The sequence below is a fragment of the Dysgonomonas sp. PH5-45 genome (assembly GCF_029893235.1).
In the GTDB taxonomy this organism is placed as follows: Bacteria; Bacteroidota; Bacteroidia; order Bacteroidales; family Dysgonomonadaceae; genus UBA1309.
In genome coordinates, this window is the sequence record NZ_JARXWE010000017.1 from 16,949 (window position 1) to 37,748 (window position 20,800).

At 41.0% G+C, this 20,800-nt stretch carries 15 protein-coding genes; 5 read left to right on the top strand and 10 right to left on the bottom strand.

Translation table 11 applies throughout. The annotated features are described in order from the left end of the window. Window positions 1-3: 3 nt before the first annotated feature. Window positions 4-1,083, bottom strand: coding sequence for a magnesium/cobalt transporter CorA (corA, locus tag M2132_RS07560; RefSeq protein WP_280672765.1), 1,080 nt, complete (start codon window positions 1,081-1,083; stop codon window positions 4-6). A gap of 127 nt (window positions 1,084-1,210) precedes the next feature. Here corA and M2132_RS07565 point away from each other — a divergent pair, with 127 nt between their 5' ends. From M2132_RS07565 to M2132_RS07580, 4 genes are all read left to right on the top strand, one after another. Next, on the top strand, window positions 1,211-2,845 hold the full coding sequence (locus M2132_RS07565; protein WP_280672764.1) for a sulfatase-like hydrolase/transferase: 1,635 nt from the start codon (window positions 1,211-1,213) through the stop codon (window positions 2,843-2,845). A gap of 226 nt (window positions 2,846-3,071) precedes the next feature. Further along, window positions 3,072-4,292: a GTPase HflX gene (gene hflX / locus M2132_RS07570; protein WP_280672763.1), complete on the top strand. Its 1,221-nt coding sequence runs from the start codon at window positions 3,072-3,074 to the stop codon at window positions 4,290-4,292. After that, on the top strand, window positions 4,285-6,165 hold the full coding sequence (locus M2132_RS07575; RefSeq protein ID WP_280672762.1) for a DUF4954 family protein: 1,881 nt from the start codon (window positions 4,285-4,287) through the stop codon (window positions 6,163-6,165). The genes hflX and M2132_RS07575 overlap by 8 nt, the downstream gene beginning before the upstream one ends. Window positions 6,166-6,266: 101 nt before the next feature. Beyond that, window positions 6,267-6,722, top strand: a complete 456-nt coding sequence (locus tag M2132_RS07580; protein WP_280672761.1) for a hypothetical protein — start codon at window positions 6,267-6,269, stop codon at window positions 6,720-6,722. Between the two features lie 96 nt (window positions 6,723-6,818). Here the strand turns inward: M2132_RS07580 and M2132_RS07585 are convergent, their stop codons facing one another. The 9 genes from M2132_RS07585 to M2132_RS07625 form a co-directional block, all read right to left on the bottom strand. Continuing rightward, window positions 6,819-7,445 (bottom strand): outer membrane beta-barrel protein, encoded by a 627-nt coding sequence (locus tag M2132_RS07585; protein WP_280672760.1) that lies wholly within the window; start codon window positions 7,443-7,445, stop codon window positions 6,819-6,821. A 213-nt stretch (window positions 7,446-7,658) separates the two neighbouring features. After that, entirely contained in the window at window positions 7,659-9,806 is a 2,148-nt protein-coding gene (gene scpA / locus M2132_RS07590) for a methylmalonyl-CoA mutase (protein WP_280672759.1), read from the bottom strand. Between the two features lie 21 nt (window positions 9,807-9,827). Then, a complete protein-coding gene (mutA, locus tag M2132_RS07595; RefSeq protein ID WP_280672758.1) occupies window positions 9,828-11,684 on the bottom strand; it encodes a methylmalonyl-CoA mutase small subunit in 1,857 nt (618 codons plus the stop codon). A 444-nt stretch (window positions 11,685-12,128) separates the two neighbouring features. Beyond that, window positions 12,129-12,992: a carboxylating nicotinate-nucleotide diphosphorylase gene (gene nadC, locus M2132_RS07600; RefSeq protein ID WP_280672757.1), complete on the bottom strand. Its 864-nt coding sequence runs from the start codon at window positions 12,990-12,992 to the stop codon at window positions 12,129-12,131. Further along, on the bottom strand, window positions 12,985-14,568 hold the full coding sequence (gene nadB, locus M2132_RS07605) for an L-aspartate oxidase (protein ID WP_280672756.1): 1,584 nt from the start codon (window positions 14,566-14,568) through the stop codon (window positions 12,985-12,987). Before nadB ends, nadC begins: the two co-directional genes overlap by 8 nt. Before the next feature lie 10 nt (window positions 14,569-14,578). Continuing rightward, entirely contained in the window at window positions 14,579-15,583 is a 1,005-nt protein-coding gene (gene nadA / locus M2132_RS07610; protein WP_280672755.1) for a quinolinate synthase NadA, read from the bottom strand. A gap of 127 nt (window positions 15,584-15,710) precedes the next feature. Beyond that, the gene (mazG, locus tag M2132_RS07615) at window positions 15,711-16,496 is read right to left on the bottom strand and encodes a nucleoside triphosphate pyrophosphohydrolase (protein WP_280672754.1); all 786 of its coding nucleotides are present in this window, start codon (window positions 16,494-16,496) and stop codon (window positions 15,711-15,713) included. 81 nt (window positions 16,497-16,577) lie between these two features. Further along, window positions 16,578-18,629 carry a protein-disulfide reductase DsbD gene (locus M2132_RS07620; protein WP_280672753.1) on the bottom strand — a complete coding sequence of 684 codons (2,052 nt, stop codon included), beginning with the start codon at window positions 18,627-18,629 and terminating at the stop codon, window positions 16,578-16,580. A gap of 368 nt (window positions 18,630-18,997) precedes the next feature. After that, complete coding sequence (locus M2132_RS07625) at window positions 18,998-20,122, bottom strand: glycosyltransferase (protein WP_280672752.1); 1,125 nt, start codon at window positions 20,120-20,122, stop codon at window positions 18,998-19,000. Window positions 20,123-20,224: 102 nt separating this feature from the next. Here M2132_RS07625 and M2132_RS07630 point away from each other — a divergent pair, with 102 nt between their 5' ends. Continuing rightward, entirely contained in the window at window positions 20,225-20,767 is a 543-nt protein-coding gene (locus tag M2132_RS07630; protein WP_280672751.1) for a DUF4924 family protein, read from the top strand. Window positions 20,768-20,800 lie beyond the last annotated feature (33 nt).

Consider the following 20,800-nt stretch of genomic DNA (forward strand, 5'->3'; position numbering starts at 1 on the left):
TTCCTAAAACCACCCCTTTCGTTTTAGCAACCAGATAGCCACTACCGTAACCAAAGCCATAACTCCCCAAGCAAAAAGGTATCCGTATTGCCAATTCAGTTCGGGCATTACATCAAAGTTCATACCCCAAACACCTACTAAAAATGTCAGGGGAATAAATATGGACGAAACAATGGTCAGCCGCTTAATAATATCGTTCATCCGCTGGTTATTATTATTGTAATATAAGTCTTGGAGCGACCTCAACGATTCGCTATAAATATCCAAATCGCCCAGCGAAGCACGCAACTTATCGTCAAAGTCATTGAAGTATATCAAACTCTCGACCGATATCAGATTGTTGGAGTTGTGCAACAGGTTCACATATTCTTCACGCATGGGCGATATAATACGCCTCATCGACATATAATTAGCTTTGCCATTACGGATAATACCCATAACATTTATATCCGTGTCCGCTTTATCTATCAGTAAATCCTCCAAATCGCTAAGCCGGTCGATAAATTGGTAAATCGCACCATCAATCTGTGCATAAATGCTATTGAGGAGGATATACAATAAATAATCGGCTGCTTTTTCGCGCAATTGCACCTGTGCCCCTCCGATAGCTTGCTCCACTTCATCAAAAAGCGGATTGCCCGATTCCTGAAAAGTAATCACAAAACCTTTCCCCAAAACCAAGACCAGTTGTTCTGTTTCGAGCATTTTATCTTCATTTACATAAGCATCCGATATGAACATCAAAGTGGTTTCCGGGTAAGCCACAACACGGGTCATTCGCTGTCCGGAAAACATGTTTCGTACATCAAACCTCTCAACCCCCAGTTCCTTACATATTGCCGAAATACGCTTTATATCGGTAAAGCCTACAACCTTAAACCACGATACGGTTCCCGGTTTGAGACAGTCGTACAGCCGAGTGTCTGGCAAAACATCTTTTACGGTAACCTGAAGTTTATCGTACTGTATAAGCCTCACTGTTGTAGGGATATCGAAGTTACCACCGTAAATTATATTCTCTGACAGGTGATGGGCATATGCCCTTTTACGAGGCTTTATCTTTCTGTTTGGGTGTTTTGACATGGCGATTCTAAAAATAATATATTATATTTGTTGGCTTATTAATGTAACAAACAGAAAGTAAAATAGCATCCCCTAAAAGAACTGAATTTCTATAACTTTTTTTAAACCGAATACATTAAAACACAGAATGAAAAACATCCTGTATGCCCTAAAGAATAAAAAACTACAACTCGTATTCCTGTTTTATATTTTACTTGTTTTACCCCTATTAAGCCCTTTGGCCGAAAACATATCGGGGTGGGATTGTTTTTTTATCATCTCTGCCAATTGTATTCTTTTTTGTTGCTTAGCTTTGCTTTCTCTGTTTTGCTCGTCAAAAGCCGAAAAAATCATTTTTTCTATTCTCCTCGTCTTGGCAATCATACCCGGTATTATTTATATAGCTTACCTGCTTTTTGCTCATGTTTTGCTCGAATCGAACAGCATTACCAGCCTTTTCGAAACAAATCCGGAAGAAAGCAAAGAATTCATAGCCGACTACCTCAGCCCGTGGGTTACGGTAGGCGTACTTACCTACGCTTTGATTCCCGCCATAATGATATGGAGGATGAAACCCGCTATACCCCTCAAAATAAAGGAACATAAGCCTCTCTTTATTACTATAACATTTATTATTTGTTCTTGTTTACTGTTAGGATTGGAAAAACTACCGAAGCCAATATACATAGCTAATTTTTACAGGACATTTATTTCGTACCAAATAAGGACACACCACGAACAGAAAGCTTTTGCCAAACGCCAAGCAACTTCTTACGAAGTCACCAACACAAAGCCTGACAGTATTCCCCAAACCATAGTTGTTGTTATAGGCGAATCGCTGACAAGGAATCACATGGGCTTGTATGGTTATGCCCGCCCCACCAATCCATTGTTATCAAAAAGAGGCGAAAACCTGTTTGTATATACAGACGTTATATCGCCCCAAGTGCATACCATTCCTGTAATCAGATCGGTATTGTCGTTTGCCGATAAAGAAAATCCCGATTATATAACCGAAAAGCCAACCCTGTTCGAGCTTTTTAACCGCGCAGGCTTCAACACTCACTTCATAACCAATCAACCGTTTGGCGGCAATGTAAAAACAAGCTACGACGTACTTCTGAATCTGGCTCAGCACAAATATAGCCTGAACAACCAGAAAAAGCACGACGAAGTGGTTTTACCCGTATTAGATTCCATCCTTACTACCGATACTGTACGCAGCAAACTGATTGTTATACACCTGATAGGCAGCCATATGGCCTACAAGTTTCGTTATCCCGAAAAGTTTGAGGTGTTTAATCATAAAAAAGACCGTCTTGTGGAAAACACCCCTTTCAGAAATGCGTTGGCAAAAGAGACAATAGATAGCTATGACAACTCTGTGATGTATAACGACTTTATTGTTGACAGCGTTATCCGACTGCTCGAAAAAAGACCGTTGGACAAAACTTCGATGATATATTTTTCGGATCATGGAGAAGAACTCTACGACACACGCAATTTTGCGGGGCATGCCTACGAAAAAGTTTCGCCCTACATGTGCCAGATACCTTTCATAGTATGGTTTTCTGACACTTACCTTAATCAGAATAAAGAAACCATTACCATAGATACCCGGCGTCCGTCTTCCACAAGCGATTTTATGCACAGCATTTCTACTTTAGCCGGACTCAAATATCAGGATTACGACCCAAGCAAAAGCATTTTTTCGGCACAGTTTAAACCTCAAACACGTTATGTGGGGCAAAAAACTTACGATGAAGTTCTTGAAATAAAATAAGCTGAAAACTGCGTCTCAAAAGCATTTTTTCGGTACAGTATGTAATGTTGAACATTAGCCAAACATCTTGTTTAAGAGAAAGAAGTCTTTAATGACTATGATTGATAAATCGCACTTTTTATGTAAGTTTGTACATATCAAAAAAAGAAATAGAAACAAAGCAGTTCTTACTTTTGACCTAAAAGTGAAGAATAGATGCAAAAATCCGGAATTTGAAAAGACATAAATGAAAGATCATATAATATCCAGCGTTGAAAACCAAAAAGCTATTTTGGTAGGGCTTATCACACAATATCAAACCGAAGAACAAGTAGAAGAATACCTCGACGAACTGGCATTCCTTGCCGATACAGCCGGGTCGCAGGAAGTAAAACGCTTCACCCAGAAACTTGACCAACCTAACCCCGTTACATTCGTAGGTTCGGGCAAATTGCAGGAAATAAGGCAATATATGGACGAAGAAGAAGTTGGTCTTGTGATATTCGACGACGAACTGTCGGCCAAGCAAATCCGTAATATAGAAAAGGAATTGCAGGTAAAAATACTTGACCGTACAAGCCTCATTCTCGACATTTTTGCCATGCGAGCGCAAACAGCCTATGCAAAAACACAGGTCGAACTGGCACAGTATCAATATCTTTTACCACGACTCACCCGCCTATGGTCACACCTCGACCGTCAGCGAGGCGGAGGAGCAATGATGCGTGGCGTAGGTGAAACCCAGTTGGAAAGCGACCGCCGTATAGTTAAAGATAAAATTGCCGACCTGAAAGAAGAGTTAAAGTCAATAGACCGGCAAATGGGCGTGCAACGCAAAAACAGAGGAAAAATGGTGCGCGTAGCTCTGGTTGGTTATACCAACGTAGGAAAATCTACCTTGATGAACCTCTTGAGCAAATCGGAAGTATTTGCAGAAAATAAACTGTTTGCAACACTCGACACCACTGTACGCAAGGTAATTGTAGATAACCTGCCTTTTCTACTATCCGATACCGTTGGTTTTATCCGCAAATTACCCACACATTTGGTCGAATCGTTCAAGTCGACTCTCGATGAAGTCCGCGAAGCAGACCTCTTGGTGCATGTAGTCGATATATCGCACCCCAATTTTGCAGAACAGATAGAAGTAGTAGAAAAAACCTTGCTCGAAATTGACGGGGAAGAAAAGCCCAGCATTCTTGTATTCAACAAAATTGATGCCTTTACATACGTAAAGAAAGACGAGGACGACCTGTCGCCCGTGAAACGGGAAAACCTGTCGCTCGACGAACTACGCCGTACATGGATGGCAAAGATGAAGAATAATTGTATTTTCATATCGGCTGTCAACAAAACGAATATCCCTGAATTGAAGCAGATGCTTTACGACAAGGTAAAGGAAATACACATAGAACGCTATCCATACAACGACTTTTTATTTCAGAAATACGAAGAAGATCATGAGTAATAGCATTTACAGAAAATTATCGGGCAAAGAAATAGCCCAACTTACCGAAAATCGCTGTTCTTGCTCCGATTGGAATTCGGTTGAAGTAAAAGATGGTTTTCTGGCACAATACGTGCAAGATGTAAGCTTTTCGGGAATAGTTAAACTGGGTACTTTCAATCGTCTTTTTGAACTGGAAGGCGGTGTACAAAAACATTCGGGCATATACCACGCAACCATACACAACTGCACCATCGGGGATGATGTCTATATATGCAGCATCCGCAACTATATAGCCAACTATACTATTTGCAATGACTGTTATATCGAAAATGTAGACGTCATTGTTGTTTCCGGAGAATCGTCTTTTGGGAATGGTGTAAAAGTTGCTGTTCTGGACGAAACCGGTGGGCGCGAAGTTGTTATTTATAACGATCTGTCGTCACATCTGGCCTATATCTATGCTTTCTATAAATATAAGCCCGAACTGATAAACCATATTGACCGCCTGATAGAAGAATACATACAGCAACATACATCAAACCAAGGCATTATAGGTAAAGGAGCGCGTATTATTAATTCAGGAGTCCTGAAAAACATCTGCATAGGCGAACACGCAAAGATAGAAGGGGCATCCCGCTTGTGCAACGGTTCGGTAAACAGTAGTTATCTTGCTCCGGTTTACGTTGGGAATGATGTTACGGCCGATGATTTCATTATATCTTCGGGAACAGTTGTGGCTGATGGTGCGAAGCTGAAACGGTGTTTCGTTGGGCAGGCATGTCAAATCAGATCGGGATTTTCGGCAAGCGATTCGCTGTTTTTTTCGAACTGTCATTTCGAAAACGGCGAGGCATGTGCCCTCTTTGCCGGACCATATACCGTGAGTCATCATAAATCTACGCTGCTTATTGGTTGTATGTTCTCGTTCATGAACGCCGGATCGGGATCGAACCAAAGCAATCATATGTATAAACTGGGACCTATACACTATGGCATAGGCGAACGCGGGGTGAAACTGGCAAGCGATTCGTACATCATGTGGCCTGCCCTGATTGGGGCATTTTCGTTAGTTATGGGGAGGCACTATAATCATGCCGATACTTCAGATTTTCCGTTCTCGTATTTAATTGAAAACAATGGCCAAACATACCTAGCCCCTGCTGTTAACTTTGCAACAGTAGGCACAACACGCGATGCCCGGAAATGGCCTAATCGAGATAAACGAACAGACAAAAAACTATTAGACAGCATTTCATTCGCCCTACTCAACCCCTATATCTGCCAAAAGGTAATAAATGCCATCAACATTCTCAAAACCATAGAAGCAGAGCAAACCGGCAAAGATGTTTACCAACACAATGGTGTGTTGATACGAAAATCCGCCCTGCAAAAAGGGATAAAACTATACAATCTTATCTTGGATAAGTATTTCGGAGAAGTTACAGAACGAAGCACAAAACTTGGTTTTGAGTATAAAAAAGAAGGAACAGAAGACTGGGTAGACCTATCCGGGCTGATTGCCCCCAAAGTCAGTATAAACAAGATATTGAATAATGCTTCGAGCTTAGAAGGAATAAACTCTTCCCTTGGCCAACTATTAATCGATAACGATTACTTAGAATGGAATTGGGCGAAAAACAAATCAGGTGACGTTGCCCTGCAAAATGTGATAGAAAAAGGCAAAGAAGCCACAACCCTGCTTAATGAAATGATAATAAAAGATGCCGAAAAAGAGTTTGATTCAAAATTCATGACCGGGTTTGGCTTAGACGGAACAGAAAAAGACACACATACCGACTTCCAAACAGTGAGAGGCACTCTAAATGAAAACCCTTTTGTAAAAGATCTGCAAAGGAGTGATAATGAAGGGGAAAACACTATTATTCAATAATTTTAACGTATAAAACAGTATCTTTTCGTTAAGCTTACAGAAATTATCAAACATTTTATTAGCTTTGTCTATATTTTTTAATGAATGCAAACACTAAAAATATGAAAAAGAATATTTTATCTTACTTAGGAATAACGATGCTTTTGCTCGGCTTTCTTTTTACAGCAAGTTCGTGTGATGGAGACCCCGGACCAATGGGCCCTCCAGGAGAAAGTACTCAATGGGCTATCCTGACAATGGATGTTGACGAAAGCAAATGGCAATGGGATCCGGATGATGAATGTTACTATTACGAATTCCGAAATGTGAGCCAATTAAACAGAAATGTTGTTGAGAACGGTGCAACCGTTGCTGCGGTATTGCTCGATGGTACATATCGTCCATTACCTTTTATTAGTAATTTTTACGATGGAGGAAATTACATTACCGAAACCATTAATTACGAATATGGTATAAACTTTATCCGTTTTAATGTAACGGCAAACGATTTGTTCGATAACACGCCTAACACTTATCTGCCACCATCTCGTTCTTTTAAAGTTACCTTGATGTGGTAGTGATCGGAAAATATTTATAAGATACAAAAAGAGCAGTTTTCTTTATTTAGGGAAACTGCTCTTTTTCATTTTTATTGGTTGTACAACAATGCAATATTAGAACAGGTAAGTTACATTAACGTTCCAAGTTTTATCTTTCTTACTTTTAAATATTGCGTCGGTAACACCTATTTTGTCTTCACCATAGTTGTCGGTCAATTTAAAGCGGTAATCCATACCTACTTCGAGTTTGCTGAATAGGTTAACGCCTACACCAAAGTCGAGCCCCATACCGAAGCTTTTTGACTTGATTTTGTCAAGGCTCTCCTGATTAAACTTAAAATCTCCACCACCTAACTTAAGTTCGGCATAAGGTCCGCCTTTAGCATATACGCCCAAAGTGCCAAGAAGAGAGAATGTTTTTTTAATATGCACAGGTACCATCAGGTAGTTGTAGTTCGAAAGTTTTGCGTCATAATCATTATCTTTCAGCTTATAATCTTTATAGCCGTATAAAAGAGCGGCATCAATGCCAACACCTACCAATGGTAAACCAAACTGTACTGTTGGCCCTACCTGAAAGCCCATCCTGTTGTGCGCATTCAATATATCTTTGCTTATTTTGTTTTCGGCAACATCAAAACCGGCTTTCAACCCGAATTTTATCTGAGAAGTTGCTGTGCCGACACCCATCAATAGAATGCACAAGGTTAAGGTAAACTTATTAAAGTAATTTTTCAACATATCCGTTAATTTAATTTGTTAATAAAAATCTTCGATAAATATATGAATATTATTTAAGTTGGAGAGCGAAATTCATGAAAAATAGAGCGAATAAGAAACTAATCTGTATTTTCTAAAACTGTTTAGTAATCGTATAATAAAAAAACAACGAGGAAGCATTTCTTTAATGAACACTTCCTCGTTAAAAAAGTTTTATGTTGAAGCCGTTTTTTCTTATTCGGCTAACAAAATACGCATCATTTCAATAACAGATTTCGAGATAGGAGTACCCGGGCCGAATATTGCAGCTACACCGGCTTTGTACAAGAAATCGTAGTCTTGAGCCGGAATAACACCTCCTGCCACAACTACTATATCTTCACGGCCAAGTTTCTTGAGTTCTGCTATAACTTGTGGAACAAGAGTCTTGTGACCGGCAGCCAACGAAGATACACCTAAGATGTTCACATCGTTTTCTACTGCCTGACGGGCTGCTTCTTCCGGAGTTTGGAACAATGGCCCCATGTCTACGTCAAATCCACAGTCGGCATACCCTGTTGCAACAACTTTGGCACCACGGTCGTGACCGTCTTGTCCCATTTTAGCAACCATGATACGAGGTTGACGACCTTCTTTCTTGGCAAATCTGGCCACCATATCGCAAGCTTCTTGGAATGATGGGTCTTTTTTCGTTTCTGATGAATACACGCCTGATATAGTTCTGATTATAGCTTTATAACGACCTACAATAACTTCGCAAGCATCGGAAATTTCGCCCAATGTTGCGCGTACGCGAGCTGCTTCGACAGCAAGTTCAAGCAGGTTACCTTTTTTAGTTTTAACACATTCGGTGATGGCTTCCAGAGCTTTCTTAACGGCTGCTTCGTCACGTTTAGATTTCAAATCGTTCAGACGTTCAATTTGCTGACGGCGAACTTCTGTGTTGTCAACATCAAGAATATCAATAGGATCTTCTTTAGCCAAACGGTATTTGTTGATACCGATAATTGTTTGCTGGCCAGAGTCGATACGGGCTTGTGTACGTGCGGCAGCTTCTTCGATACGCATTTTAGGAATACCTGTTTCGATAGCTTTAGCCATTCCGCCAAGTTTCTGTATCTCTTGAATAAGCTCCCAAGCTTTATGTACAAGTTCGTTTGTTAGTGTCTCAACGTAGTAAGAACCTGCCCATGGGTCAATTTCTTTACAGATTTGAGTTTCTTCTTGTATATAAATCTGAGTGTTACGTGCGATACGTGCCGAGAAGTCGGTAGGCAAGGCAATAGCTTCGTCCAAAGCGTTGGTGTGAAGCGATTGTGTGTGTCCTAATGCGGCTGCCATAGCTTCGATACATGTACGGCCAACGTTGTTGAATGGGTCTTGCTCTGTCAAAGACCAACCTGAAGTTTGGCAGTGAGTACGCAACGCCAACGATTTTGGGTTCTTAGCGCCAAAACTTTTCACGATTTTAGCCCACAACAAACGTCCCGCGCGCATTTTGGCAATCTCCATAAAGTGGTTCATACCGATAGCCCAGAAGAACGACAAACGTGGAGCAAAAGTGTCGACACCGATACCCGCGTCTATACCCGCTTTCAGGTATTCCATACCATCGGCAAGAGTGTAAGCCAACTCGATGTCGGCAGTAGCACCCGCTTCCTGCATATGGTATCCCGAAATTGAGATAGAGTTAAACTTAGGCATCTTTTGCGATGTATATTCGAAGATGTCGGCAATGATTTTCATGGAGAATTCTGGTGGGTAAATATATGTGTTACGCACCATAAATTCTTTGAGGATATCGTTTTGTATCGTACCTGCCATTTCTTCTAACTTAGCACCTTGCTCCAAACCTGCATTGATGTAGAATGCGAGAACAGGCAAAACGGCACCGTTCATAGTCATAGAAACTGACATCTGATTCAAAGGAATACCGTCAAAAAGAACTTTCATGTCTTCGACCGAACAGATAGAAACCCCTGCTTTACCTACGTCGCCAACAACACGAGGGTGGTCGGCATCGTATCCGCGGTGAGTAGCTAAGTCGAAAGCTACGGAAAGACCTTTTTGTCCTGATGCAAGGTTACGGCGATAGAACGCGTTCGATTCGGATGCCGTAGAAAAACCTGCATATTGGCGGATAGTCCAAGGGCGCATAGCATACATGCCCGAATAAGGTCCGCGCAAGAATGGAGGAATACCCGAAGCATAGTTAAGATGCTCCATTCCTTCCAAATCTTCTTTTGTGTAAACTGATTTTACAGGTATCAATTCGGGTGTAAGCCAGTCGGCTTTGATCCCGTTCTTTTCAGTCCATTCGGCAGCGTTTGTGGCTGCGAATCCTGTATTTTTTATATCTATATTTTTAAAATTTGGTTTCATTGTTTTCTCTCCTGTTTAATGTTATTCGATTCCCAATTTCGCATTAAAGATTCTCAAAGTATCAAGAACGTTGCTCTTAACATTGATGAAATGCTCAATGCCTTGTGCTTTCAGCTCTTCGGTTGAAGCAGGAGCTCCGGCAACAACAAAGTGTTTGTTATTTTGCTGAGCCAGTTTGTAAGCTTCAGGTGCATAAGTAGCATATTCATCGTCGCTGGAACAGATAACAATGATATCCGCGTTTTTATCGCAAGCGGCTTTAACGCCTTCTTCAACAGTTTCGAAACCTAAGTTGTCGATAACCTTATAACCGGCACAAGCAAAGAAGTTTGACGCAAACTGAGAACGAGCCAAACGCATAGCCAGATTACCGATTGTAAGCATAAATACTTTAGGTGCGCCCGATTTTTCGGTAGCCAAACGAAGCTTTTCGAAATCGGCAGCCAAACGGGTTGTTGGTAGAGCCATATATTGAGCCTCGCCTGTTGAACATCCGCATCCGCAAACGGCATCAATGTCTTTAACAATCTTGGCCGAAGCGTTTTCTGTGAAGTTAGGATATTGGTTAGTACCCAAAAGAATTTCACGACGGGTAGCAACAGATTTGCGGCGTGCTTCGGCCGAAGCGCAGATTGCAGTCTGGATGCTTCCGGCTTTCAATTCTTCATAGAATCCTTTTTCGTCAACAGTAAGGAACAATGCCCAAGCTTGTTCTGCTATGGAAGAAGTCAGGTTTTCGATATAATAAGAACCAGCCGAAGGGTCGGTTGTGTTATCGAAATGGCATTCTTCTTTCAGAAGTAGTTGCTGGTTACGGGCAATTCTTTCTGAGAAATCGTCAGCTTCTTTAAACGACTCGTCGAAAGGACGAACGGTAAGAGAATTGACATTTGCAATCGTTGCCGACATCGCTTCGGTTTGTGTACGAAGCAAGTTTACGTGAGCATCGAAAATTGTTGTATTGTATGTCGATGTTTCGGCATGGCTGTAAATCTTAGCTGCGCATTTATCGTCAGTATAAGCATTTACTATTTCGGCCCACAACCAACGGGCAGCACGGAATTTTGCGATTTCCATAAAGTAGTTAGTGCTGATACCAAAATTAAATTTAATCTTTTTGGCAACTGTTGCAGCATCTACACCAGCTTCTACAAGTTTATTCAGTATTTCGTTTCCGTCAGCAAGGGCGTAACCCAATTCCTGATATATATAAGAACCTGCATTGTTGAAGGCAAGACCATTAACGGCCAACACTCTGAACAGAGGAAGTGCTTCGGCAGCCTTGACAATCTCAGTGGCTTGTTTTACCCAATCGGCATTATCCCGGCCTTTTTTAAGGATTAGTTTGAATGGGTCGAAGTTTACTGAGCCCACGCATTTTGACAAGTCTACCTGTTTAGATTTTAGATAGTCGGCTAAAAGGTTCACTAACTCGAGCGATTTTTTGTGACAAGTAGAGAAGTTCAACTCAACCGATTCGGGGCAGATGCCTGCTAAAAGAACCTTAAGGTTATCGGCTGTAACATCGTCGCTTTTAATGATAAAGTTCAAAGAAGTTACACCTTTCTCCAAAATATCCAATGCTTTTGCGTTGGCTGCTTTCATGTCAACAACGGTTATGTCTTGGCGTACATACCATTCGTTGTCTTTTTTTGTTCCCCTCACATAAGGAAATTCTCCGGGAAGAGCATCGGCAGTTTTTAAGCCTTCTATATTCTCACTTCTGTAAAAGGGGTTAACGTTGAAGCCTTCGTTTGTTTTCCAAACAAGCTTCTTTTCAAAATCAGCACCTTTCAGATCGGCAACAATTTTTGCCATCCATTCTTCCGTTGTAACGGGAGGGAAATCTGTAAACAGCTTTTCTTTTAGATTTGCCATGTTTATTTAATATAATTATTTAGTATATAGGTTATCCAATGTATTTATTTCCAGATATTTCTACGTAAAATATTCCGAATCGTAAGTTTTATAATATTATAATACCTGATTCTGAAAAAATTAACTTCGAAAAAAACCACCCAAAGGTAGTCTTTTTGTTTGGGATATAATACCTTTTTATCAATAAATTTGATGTCTTATTTGCTTATTCAATCTATTGACACCGACAATTTTTGAAAAGAGAAGAATAAATAAATCATTTTATTTTTTTTGGCAATATATTACCCCTTTTCTGAAATACGGAGGAACAATGTTATTTGGCTTTGATAATGAAATCGTCTGATTTTGTACATAAAAAACCGATAGATAAAAATCTATCGGTTCTAAATATTTTACTATAAATCCCATCAGCCTGTTTTAGAGCAGAATAACATTATCTTATTTTTATACAAATGCCTTCAGACTCATGTCTTTTACGGGAGCCGAATAGATAATAGCCCCTGATGAAATGAAATCGACACCTGTTTCTGCTATGCCCTTAACCGATTGGATGGTTATACCTCCCGATGCTTCGGTTTTTGCTGTACCATTGATAAGCTTTACGGCCTCCGTCATTTGTTGAGGCGTCATATTGTCGAGCATAATAATATCGACCTGCTTTGTAGCAATAGCCTCCCGCACTTCTTCCAGATTGCGGGTTTCAACTTCTATCTTTAAGTCAAGATTGTTTTCTTTCAGGTATCTGACGGTTGCTTCAACGGCTTGGGTTATTCCCCCCGCATAGTCGTTATGATTGTCTTTAAGCATAATCATATCATAAAGCCCATAACGGTGATTTTGCGCTCCACCAATATAGACAGCCCATTTTTCGCACATGCGGAAGTTCGGGGTTGTTTTGCGGGTATCCAGTATTTTTGTTTTTGTGTTGGCTACCAATGTGGCCATTTCTGCAGCCGAAGTTGCTATTCCACTCATTCGCTGCATGCAGTTTAAAACAAGGCGTTCGCAAGTAAGAATGGAGCGGGCAGAACCCGATACAATGAAAGCAATATCGCCTTTCTGTACTTTTTCGCCATCATTTTTCAGAACTTCCACTTTTAGGCTTTTGTCGTAATAACGGAAAATCTCTTGTGCCAAATCTACACCGGCCAATAAGCAATCGTCCTTTATGAGCAAACGTGCTTTTTGCTGTGAATTTTGGGGAACACTTGCCAGAGTTGAATGGTCGCCACTGCCCACATCTTCGCGCAGGGCTTCGCTGATGAAGTGCCGCAAGTTTTCGGAGGTAACGTAATCGGGTCTATGCATTTTTGTCAAGATCTTTGTTATAGAATGCCCCCCTGTTTTCGTTCTGCTCTATGCTTTGCGTTATGATAAGGAAAGCAACGCTCACAAGGTTTCGCAGCTCCGAGAGTTGAGGCGAAAGGATTGAAAAATTATATATTTCTTTTACCGAACGGTAAATTTCTTCTTCTTTTTGTTTTGCTAATTTCAGCCGGGCATTACTGCGGACTATCCCCACGAGATCGCTCATCAGCGTTTGCAACTCTTTGCGTAAATAATTGAGCAATACCATCTCTTCGTTTACACGCATCCCTTCTTGGTTCCATTCGGGTACTTTATTGAGGTTTATGTAGTTGAAGTCATCTTCGGCCAGCCTTTCAACGGTTTTCATGGCAGCCCGGTGACCAAAAACAAGGGCTTCGAGAAGTGAGTTCGAAGCAAGCCTGTTTGCCCCGTGCAGCCCCGTGTTGGAACATTCGCCAACGGCAAACATATTTTTGATGGTGCTTTGTCCCACCAAATCTACTTCAATTCCTCCGCAAAGGTAATGACAAGCCGGAACCACAGGAATCAAGTCATTAAACATGTCCAGACCCTCGTCCTTGCATTGTTGGTAAATGTTGGGGAAATGTGCCATAAATTTATCGTGATCCAGATGGCGGCAATCCAGGCAAACATGGTCGTCGCCCCGGAGTTTCATCTCATTGTCGATGGCACGGGCTACGATGTCGCGCGAGGCGAGTTCCTCCCGTTCGTCGTACTTGTGCATGAAAGGTTCGCCCGATACTGTGCGGAGCTTAGCTCCAAATCCACGCACGGCTTCCGATATGAGCGACAACTGTCCGGCCTTTCCGCTGTAAAATGCTGTGGGGTGGAATTGTATAAACTGCATATTGCTGATTTTGGCTTTTGCACGGTGAGCCAAGCCAATACCGTCGCCTGTTGCAATAAGGGGGTTTGTTGTGTTTTTATAAACATGCCCGCAACCACCTGTTGCCATGAGGGTTATTTTTGCCGACATTTTCTTTATCCTTCCGGTTTTCAGATTCAGCACATATGCCCCATAGCAGTTCAGATTGTATTTGTCGAACGATTCGTTTGGTACATGATGCTCGGTTATCAAGTCTATCACATAGTGATGATTCAGCAGTTCGATGTTTGGCTTGTGTTTTACTGCTTCCAAAAGAGCCCGTTCAATTTCAGCACCTGTTATATCCTTATAGTGAACCACCCGATTTTCGGTATGTCCGCCTTCGCGGCCAAGGTCGAAAGTTTGCTCGTTATTTTTGTCGAAGTTTGCTCCCCATTCCACAATTTCACGAACTCTTTCGGGGCCTTCTTTCACCACTACTTCAACGGCTTCTTTTTTGCACAACCCGTCGCCGGCACGCAAGGTGTCGGCAATGTGTTTTTCAAAACTGTCTGTTTCGAAGTTGGTTACGACAGCTACGCCGCCTTGTGCATATTTTGTGTTCGATTCTTCGTCGTCCGATTTTGTGAGAACCGTAATCTTTGCATCGGGTTTCTTTTGTGCAATTTTCAGCGCATACGATAGTCCTGAAATTCCAGACCCTATCACCAATACATCTGTATATATCATCCCATCATGTTTATTTGATATTCTTCGAAAGCTCCAACATCTTGTTTATAGGGCGTAGAGCTTTTAACCGTAGTTCTTCGTCCATCAAGATTTCGGGGAGTTCATATTTCATGCACAAATACAATTTTTGCATTGTATTCAACTTCATAAAGTGACATTCGCTGCAATTGCAGGTCTCGTCGACTGTCAGCGCGGGAATAAGTTTTTTGTGCGGAGCGCGTTTACGCATCTCGTGGAGGATTCCTTCTTCGGTGGCAACGATAAACTCTCTGCAATCGTCATTCACTACATAGTTCAACAGATTGGCAGTGGACCCTACATGATGCGCCACTTGCAACACTGGTTTTTGAGCTTCGGGGTGGGCAATCAGTTTAGCATTGGGGTGTTCGAGCATTTGTTGAGCAATACGCTCAAGCGAGAAAGCTTCGTGCACGATGCAAGCTCCATCCCAAAGAATCATGTTGCGCCCTGTTATCTGATTGATATAGCGCCCCAGATTGCGGTCGGGAGCAAATATTATTTTTTGATCTTGTGGCAATGAGTTGATGATGTGTTCAACGTTAGACGAAGTGACGATAATATCGCTTTCGGCTTTTACCGTCGAATCGCAATTAATGTAGCTCACAACAATGGCATCGGGATGCTTTTCTCTTAAAGCCCGTAAGCCTTCGCCCGAACAAGAGTCGGCTAACGAACAACCAGCCAGAAGATCGGGCAAGACAACTTTTTTGGTGGGGTTCAGTATTTTTGCAGTTTCAGCCATGAAGTGAACGCCGCAAAAAACAATCATGTCGGCATCCGTATTTTCGGCAGCCCGTGCCAATTGTAGGCTATCACCCAGAAAATCGGCAATATCTTGGATATCGCCTATCTGATAATAGTGAGCCAAAATAATGGCATTTTTTTCTTTTCGCATCCGGTTTATTTCTTCAACCAGATTTGTACCCTCAGGTATTGGCATATCCAGATAGCCTTTAACTTTAAGGTTTTCGATAGCTTTTTGGAGTGTTGACATATTATGATTTAATGAAATAGGCACGAATTTACTTATTTATATTCTAACAAACGTAATTTGCATTTGTTTATTTGTTTTCCGTCTGCAAAATGTAATAGCCTTGCTTTTTGCTTCAGGAAAGGATATTTTATTGCTCTGTATTTTTAGCTTCGTTCCAGAGTGCGTCCATTTGGGCTAAGGTCATGGTTTTTATGTCCTTGCCCTGTTCTTTTGCTTTCTGCTCAATATAGTTGAAGCGGCTGATGAACTTCTGGTTGGTACGTTCCAGAGCATTATCGGGATTTACTTTATAGAGGCGCGCGGCGTTGATGAGGCTGAAAAACAGGTCTCCGAATTCTGATTCCATCCGGTCGGGGTTCATTTGGCTTACTTCCGATTGTAGTTCCTGATATTCTTCTTGCACTTTTTGCCAGACGTCTTCCTTCTGATTCCAGTCGAAACCTGCATTGCGGGCTTTGTCTTGTATGCGGTGGGCTTTTGCTATTGATGGCAACGATGCAGGTACGCCTTCGAGTACGGTTTTGTTACCTCCTTTTTCTTTAAGCTTTATTTGCTCCCACGATTTTTCTACTTCGCCGGCTGTTGCTGCCGCATCATCGCCAAAAACATGGGGATGGCGGAACACAAGCTTGTCGCAAAGGGCGTTGCATACATCGGCAATGTCGAAAGCGTTCTTTTCTTCGCCTATCTTTGCATAAAAAACCACATGGAGCAACACATCGCCAAGTTCTTTTTTTATTTCTTGGTTGTCGTTACGGATGATTGCTTCGCACAGCTCGTAGGTTTCTTCTATTGTATTGGTACGCAGGCTTTCGTTTGTTTGTTTTGCATCCCAAGGACACTTTACACGTAGTTCGTCCATCGTATCGAGTAGGCGGCCAAAAGCCTGCATTTTTTGTTCTTTAGTATTCATCGGAAATAAGAAATCTTTTTTTATACAAAAATAGCAGACTTCGGCGAAATCTGCTATCTTTTATCATAAGACATTTAGTTTTTATTCGGCTGTTGCCTCTGCTTCTTCTTTACCAAAATTGCTTAACCCTGTTTTCAGGAACTTAATGTACTTGTCCACATCCTCGTCGTAAGCATAAGATGGGCCTATTGGGTTGCCTTTATGATCGAGCGTTACATAATATGGTTGCGAGTTGGTTCCAAACTTATGGCGTTGCAAATAGCTCCATTTGTCGCCCAAGGTTTTCAGTTTGCTTGTTTTACCGTTTTCGGTTACTTCAATTGGCTCGGCAAGTTTGGTTTTGTCGTCAACCATGAGTGTGATAAGAACGTAGTCTTGTTCCAGATATGTTTTAACTCGTGGGTCAATCCAAACCGAAGCCTCCATTTTACGGCAGTTTACACAACCAAAACCGGAGAAGTCGACCAATACGGGTTTATTATTCTGACGGGCATATTCCATACCGGCTTCGTAATTGTCGAACTTAGCGTGAACGGCTCCGTCGTACAGATTAAAATCTTGCGTAGTTGACGGTGGGGCAAAAGCACTGATAGATTTAAGCGGTGCACCCCAAAGACCGGGAACCATATATAGCGCAAAGCTTAATGATATCATAGCCAAGAAAAGACGGGTTACGGAAATGCTTTTCAAATCGCTGTCGTGCGAAAATTTAAGTTTACCAAGCAGATAAAGTCCTAACAGCGCGAATATGATAATCCAAAGTACAAGGAATACTTCTCTGTCCAATATGCGCCATCCGTAAGCCATATCGGCAACCGAAAGGAATTTAAGAGCAAGTGCAAGTTCAAGGAACCCAAGAACCACTTTCACTGAGTTCAGCCATCCGCCCGATTTTGGCATGCTTTCGAGCCAAGAAGGGAAGATTGCGAACAAAGAGAAAGGTATAGACAGTGCTATGGCAAATCCAAACATACCTGTTGCCGGAGCAATGATTGCGCCTGTACTGGCTGCTTCGACCAACAGTGTACCGATAATAGGGCCTGTACATGAAAACGACACCAACACCAGTGTGAATGCCATGAAAAATATGCTGAGGATACCTGTTGTAGAATCGGCTTTGCTATCCATTTTGTTTGTCCACGAAGAAGGAAGTACCAATTCAAAAGCACCCAAGAATGAAGCTGCGAACAAAACAAGTATTGCAAAGAATATGAGGTTAAACAGAGCGCTTGTAGATAAGTCGTTCAGTGCGCTCGCACCAAATATACCGGTTATAACCAAACCTAACAGTACGTAGATAACTATAATGGAAAAGCCATAAGTCAACGCGTCTTTTATTGCTTTGGCTCTGCTTTTTTTATTTCTTTTCAAGAAGAAGCTCACTGTCATCGGTATCATTGGCCATACACAAGGCGTTAGCAGGGCTACCAATCCTCCACCAAAACCAAGAACAAAAATCATCAGAAGCGATCTGTTTTCAACACTTCCGGCAGCACCATATTCTCTTAATTCTTCGATAACAGGTGTCCATAAATCAGTGTTTCCATCAGTCGATGTTGTGGCTGCGGGAGCTACTGCTGCTACCGAGTCGGTTGTTGTTGCTATCGAATCCGATTCTCCGTCACCTTCGGCGGCGGTATCGTCACCTTTATCGTCGGCTACAACTAAAGTCGCAGGCAGGTCTTTAGACGAAAATTTAAAATCTATGGGTATCGGAGGCATACAGGCCTGATCGTCGCAGGCTTGTGCCCGGACGTCACCTTCCAATTTGAATTTGGCTTTATCTGTAACCTTGAAGCGTTGTACAAAAGTTGCCGAGTTGGCAAAGAATCCGATTTCCATTTCAAAAACGGGGTCAAACTCTTTGTGGGCGGCGCGTGTTGCCCTGAATGAGCCTACTTTGGTTGCGCCTTGTATCGCGTCTATCGAAAGTGTAGTAGGGTTAGGTCCGTCTTGAGGCACTTTTATGTCGTAAATATGCCAATTTTTCTGGATAGTGGCAGTTGCGGTAAGTTCCACTTCGCTGTTGCCTTTATCCACTAATTTAAAAGACCATGAAACCGGATCTTGTGCAAATATTTTGCTGGCAAATGCGGTTACAAGGAATATCAGAAAAAAAATCTTTTTAGCCATAAGTAAGATTAAGTATGTAATACGATTCTATTGAATAATCTGGTTGGCAAAGTTATAAAAAAAAATATTCTCCCTGTAAACACCTGCGTTTCCTAATTTTTTAACTCTACAACATGTTTTGCGTAGCATGTTACGGCATGTAATAAAATCAATATTGGGTTAGTGGATTGAAATATAATCTATTGGGAGGGCATGAGCTATTAACACTTTTGCGGAATATTTTTGTAACGATCACAAAAACACTCCGTCGGAATATTTTAATAAAGGCGCATTTTTAAGTAACATTAAATTTCTTTGCAGATTATTTTATATGATTTCAGTTTTCTATACTTGCTTTTGACACAATGGTAGAGACCACAGGCTTTTTGTTATTTTATCAGCTTAATTATTTTCTCGGAACTTAAATCGTTATTGTATAACTCATTGAGTACACTCTGTCTTATAATGATTTCTTTTTCATCAAAATCTTTTTCGTAATATTCGCAAATAGTTTTTAGAAGACCGGTTTGATTTTCGGGAAAGTCTATACACAAACTATCCAACCCCGAACCTTCGGTTATGGCATGATTAGCTATACAGTATCGTCCCGAATACAAGGTGTTTATTAGTTTTAGTTTTACTCCTGCCGGATGTTTTGCGTACAATATATTAATGGATGCGTTTCGGACTAAGTCCTGCATTTCGTCATGGTTTGGACTTGCCTGAACGGAAACATTGTTTAGCGACAAGGCGCTTTTTTTAATTGAGGTATCCGGATTTTTTCCTGCTATAATAAGCTTTAAAGAACGGTCGGCCTTAGCCACATTTTCGATGAGAAATATGGCCGCGTTTATGTTTTCCGAAACGCTTAAGTCTCCATGAAAAAGCAAATAAGGATGCAACACTTCTGTTTTTATATCAACATCTTTGTTTTGATGAAAAACAGGGATATAAACCGTCTTGTTTTCTCCATACACTTGCTTGTAGTAGCTGGCGTCAGACAGGGATAAAGGAATAATATAGTCGGAATATTTTAGTTGGGATTCAAACTTTTTTAAACGGAACTTCTCTATCGTGAAAAATATTTTTTCAACAACAGAACCACTTGTTTTTGCCAACCCCGAATAATAATGATGCTCTATATTGTGCGCCCTGACTATTTTTGTGCGATGCCTCAACTCCGGATTGTTTATATAATAGCAAGTATGTAATCCTTCAAATAAGATAGGATAATTGTTCGACAATAAGTTGCGAAGTAAATTCTCGTTTTCCCTGCTTTTTACAATATACGGTAAGGTTGACAACTGCGATAAGAAGCCGGTTTTTCTTTTATAATAATATACTTCGGCACAATATTTATTCAATTCGTCGGAATGTTCCCTTCCATATTCAAAACAATGTAGCGTGATTTTTGCACCCGCTTTATACAATGCCTTTATTTTATAAAAGACATCTATAACACCTCCATAATTTGCCGGAAAAGGAATATTAAAAGAAACAATATTGATATTCATTACAAATACATTATATTTCGGACAAAGATAACGTAATTTAAAGAGCGACTAATTTTCAAACAATTTTTTTACACTATCTTTGTTCTAAAAGAAAGATACATCGTGCTGATAGCTCAACAAAAGAAAAAAGAAAATATTGCCGAATACCTGCTGTATATGTGGCAGGTAGAAGATTTGATTCGTGCCAACGGATTGGATATCAATAAAATTCAGCAAAATATTATTGATAAATTCAATCAGCCGGAAGACGTAAAACAACAAATACATGACTGGTATGCCAATCTGGTGGAAATGATGCGGTTGGAACATGTTGCGCAAACGGGGCATCTTCAGATAAATAAAAATATCATCATAGATTTAACCGATTTGCACTTGCGTTTGCAGAAGTCGCCACAGGAAGCATTCTATACAACAGCCTATTATAACGCTTTGCCCTATATTGTGGAACTACGGGCTAAAAACAAAAAAACGGACGTGCCAGAAATAGAGACTTGTTTTGAAGCCCTTTACGGATTTCTCCTGTTGCGGATGCAAAACAAAGAAGTGTCGGCACAGACTCAGACTGCAATTAAGCAAATATCCGCTTTTTTGCGGATTCTTGCCGAAAAATATAGGCAGGAGAGGGATGGCGAATTGGAATTATAACAAAAAAACATACAAAACTTACATTAAAAATGT

What these genes read in the sequence shown, in the direction of transcription:
- hflX (WP_280672763.1), top strand. Translation starts at nt 3,072, where the DNA reads ATGAAAGATCATATAATATCCAGCGTTGAAAACCAAAAAGCTATTTTG.
- M2132_RS07565 (WP_280672764.1), top strand. Translation starts at nt 1,211, where the DNA reads ATGAAAAACATCCTGTATGCCCTAAAGAATAAAAAACTACAACTCGTA.
- nadA (WP_280672755.1), bottom strand. Translation starts at nt 15,583, where the DNA reads ATGTCAACACTCCAAAAAGCTATCGAAAACCTTAAAGTTAAAGGCTAT.
- corA (WP_280672765.1), bottom strand. Translation starts at nt 1,083, where the DNA reads ATGTCAAAACACCCAAACAGAAAGATAAAGCCTCGTAAAAGGGCATAT.
- M2132_RS07620 (WP_280672753.1), bottom strand. Translation starts at nt 18,629, where the DNA reads ATGGCTAAAAAGATTTTTTTTCTGATATTCCTTGTAACCGCATTTGCC.
- scpA (WP_280672759.1), bottom strand. Translation starts at nt 9,806, where the DNA reads ATGAAACCAAATTTTAAAAATATAGATATAAAAAATACAGGATTCGCA.
- nadB (WP_280672756.1), bottom strand. Translation starts at nt 14,568, where the DNA reads ATGATATATACAGATGTATTGGTGATAGGGTCTGGAATTTCAGGACTA.
- mazG (WP_280672754.1), bottom strand. Translation starts at nt 16,496, where the DNA reads ATGAATACTAAAGAACAAAAAATGCAGGCTTTTGGCCGCCTACTCGAT.
- mutA (WP_280672758.1), bottom strand. Translation starts at nt 11,684, where the DNA reads ATGGCAAATCTAAAAGAAAAGCTGTTTACAGATTTCCCTCCCGTTACA.
- M2132_RS07580 (WP_280672761.1), top strand. Translation starts at nt 6,267, where the DNA reads ATGAAAAAGAATATTTTATCTTACTTAGGAATAACGATGCTTTTGCTC.
- M2132_RS07585 (WP_280672760.1), bottom strand. Translation starts at nt 7,445, where the DNA reads ATGTTGAAAAATTACTTTAATAAGTTTACCTTAACCTTGTGCATTCTA.
- M2132_RS07625 (WP_280672752.1), bottom strand. Translation starts at nt 20,122, where the DNA reads ATGAATATCAATATTGTTTCTTTTAATATTCCTTTTCCGGCAAATTAT.
- nadC (WP_280672757.1), bottom strand. Translation starts at nt 12,992, where the DNA reads ATGCATAGACCCGATTACGTTACCTCCGAAAACTTGCGGCACTTCATC.
- M2132_RS07575 (WP_280672762.1), top strand. Translation starts at nt 4,285, where the DNA reads ATGAGTAATAGCATTTACAGAAAATTATCGGGCAAAGAAATAGCCCAA.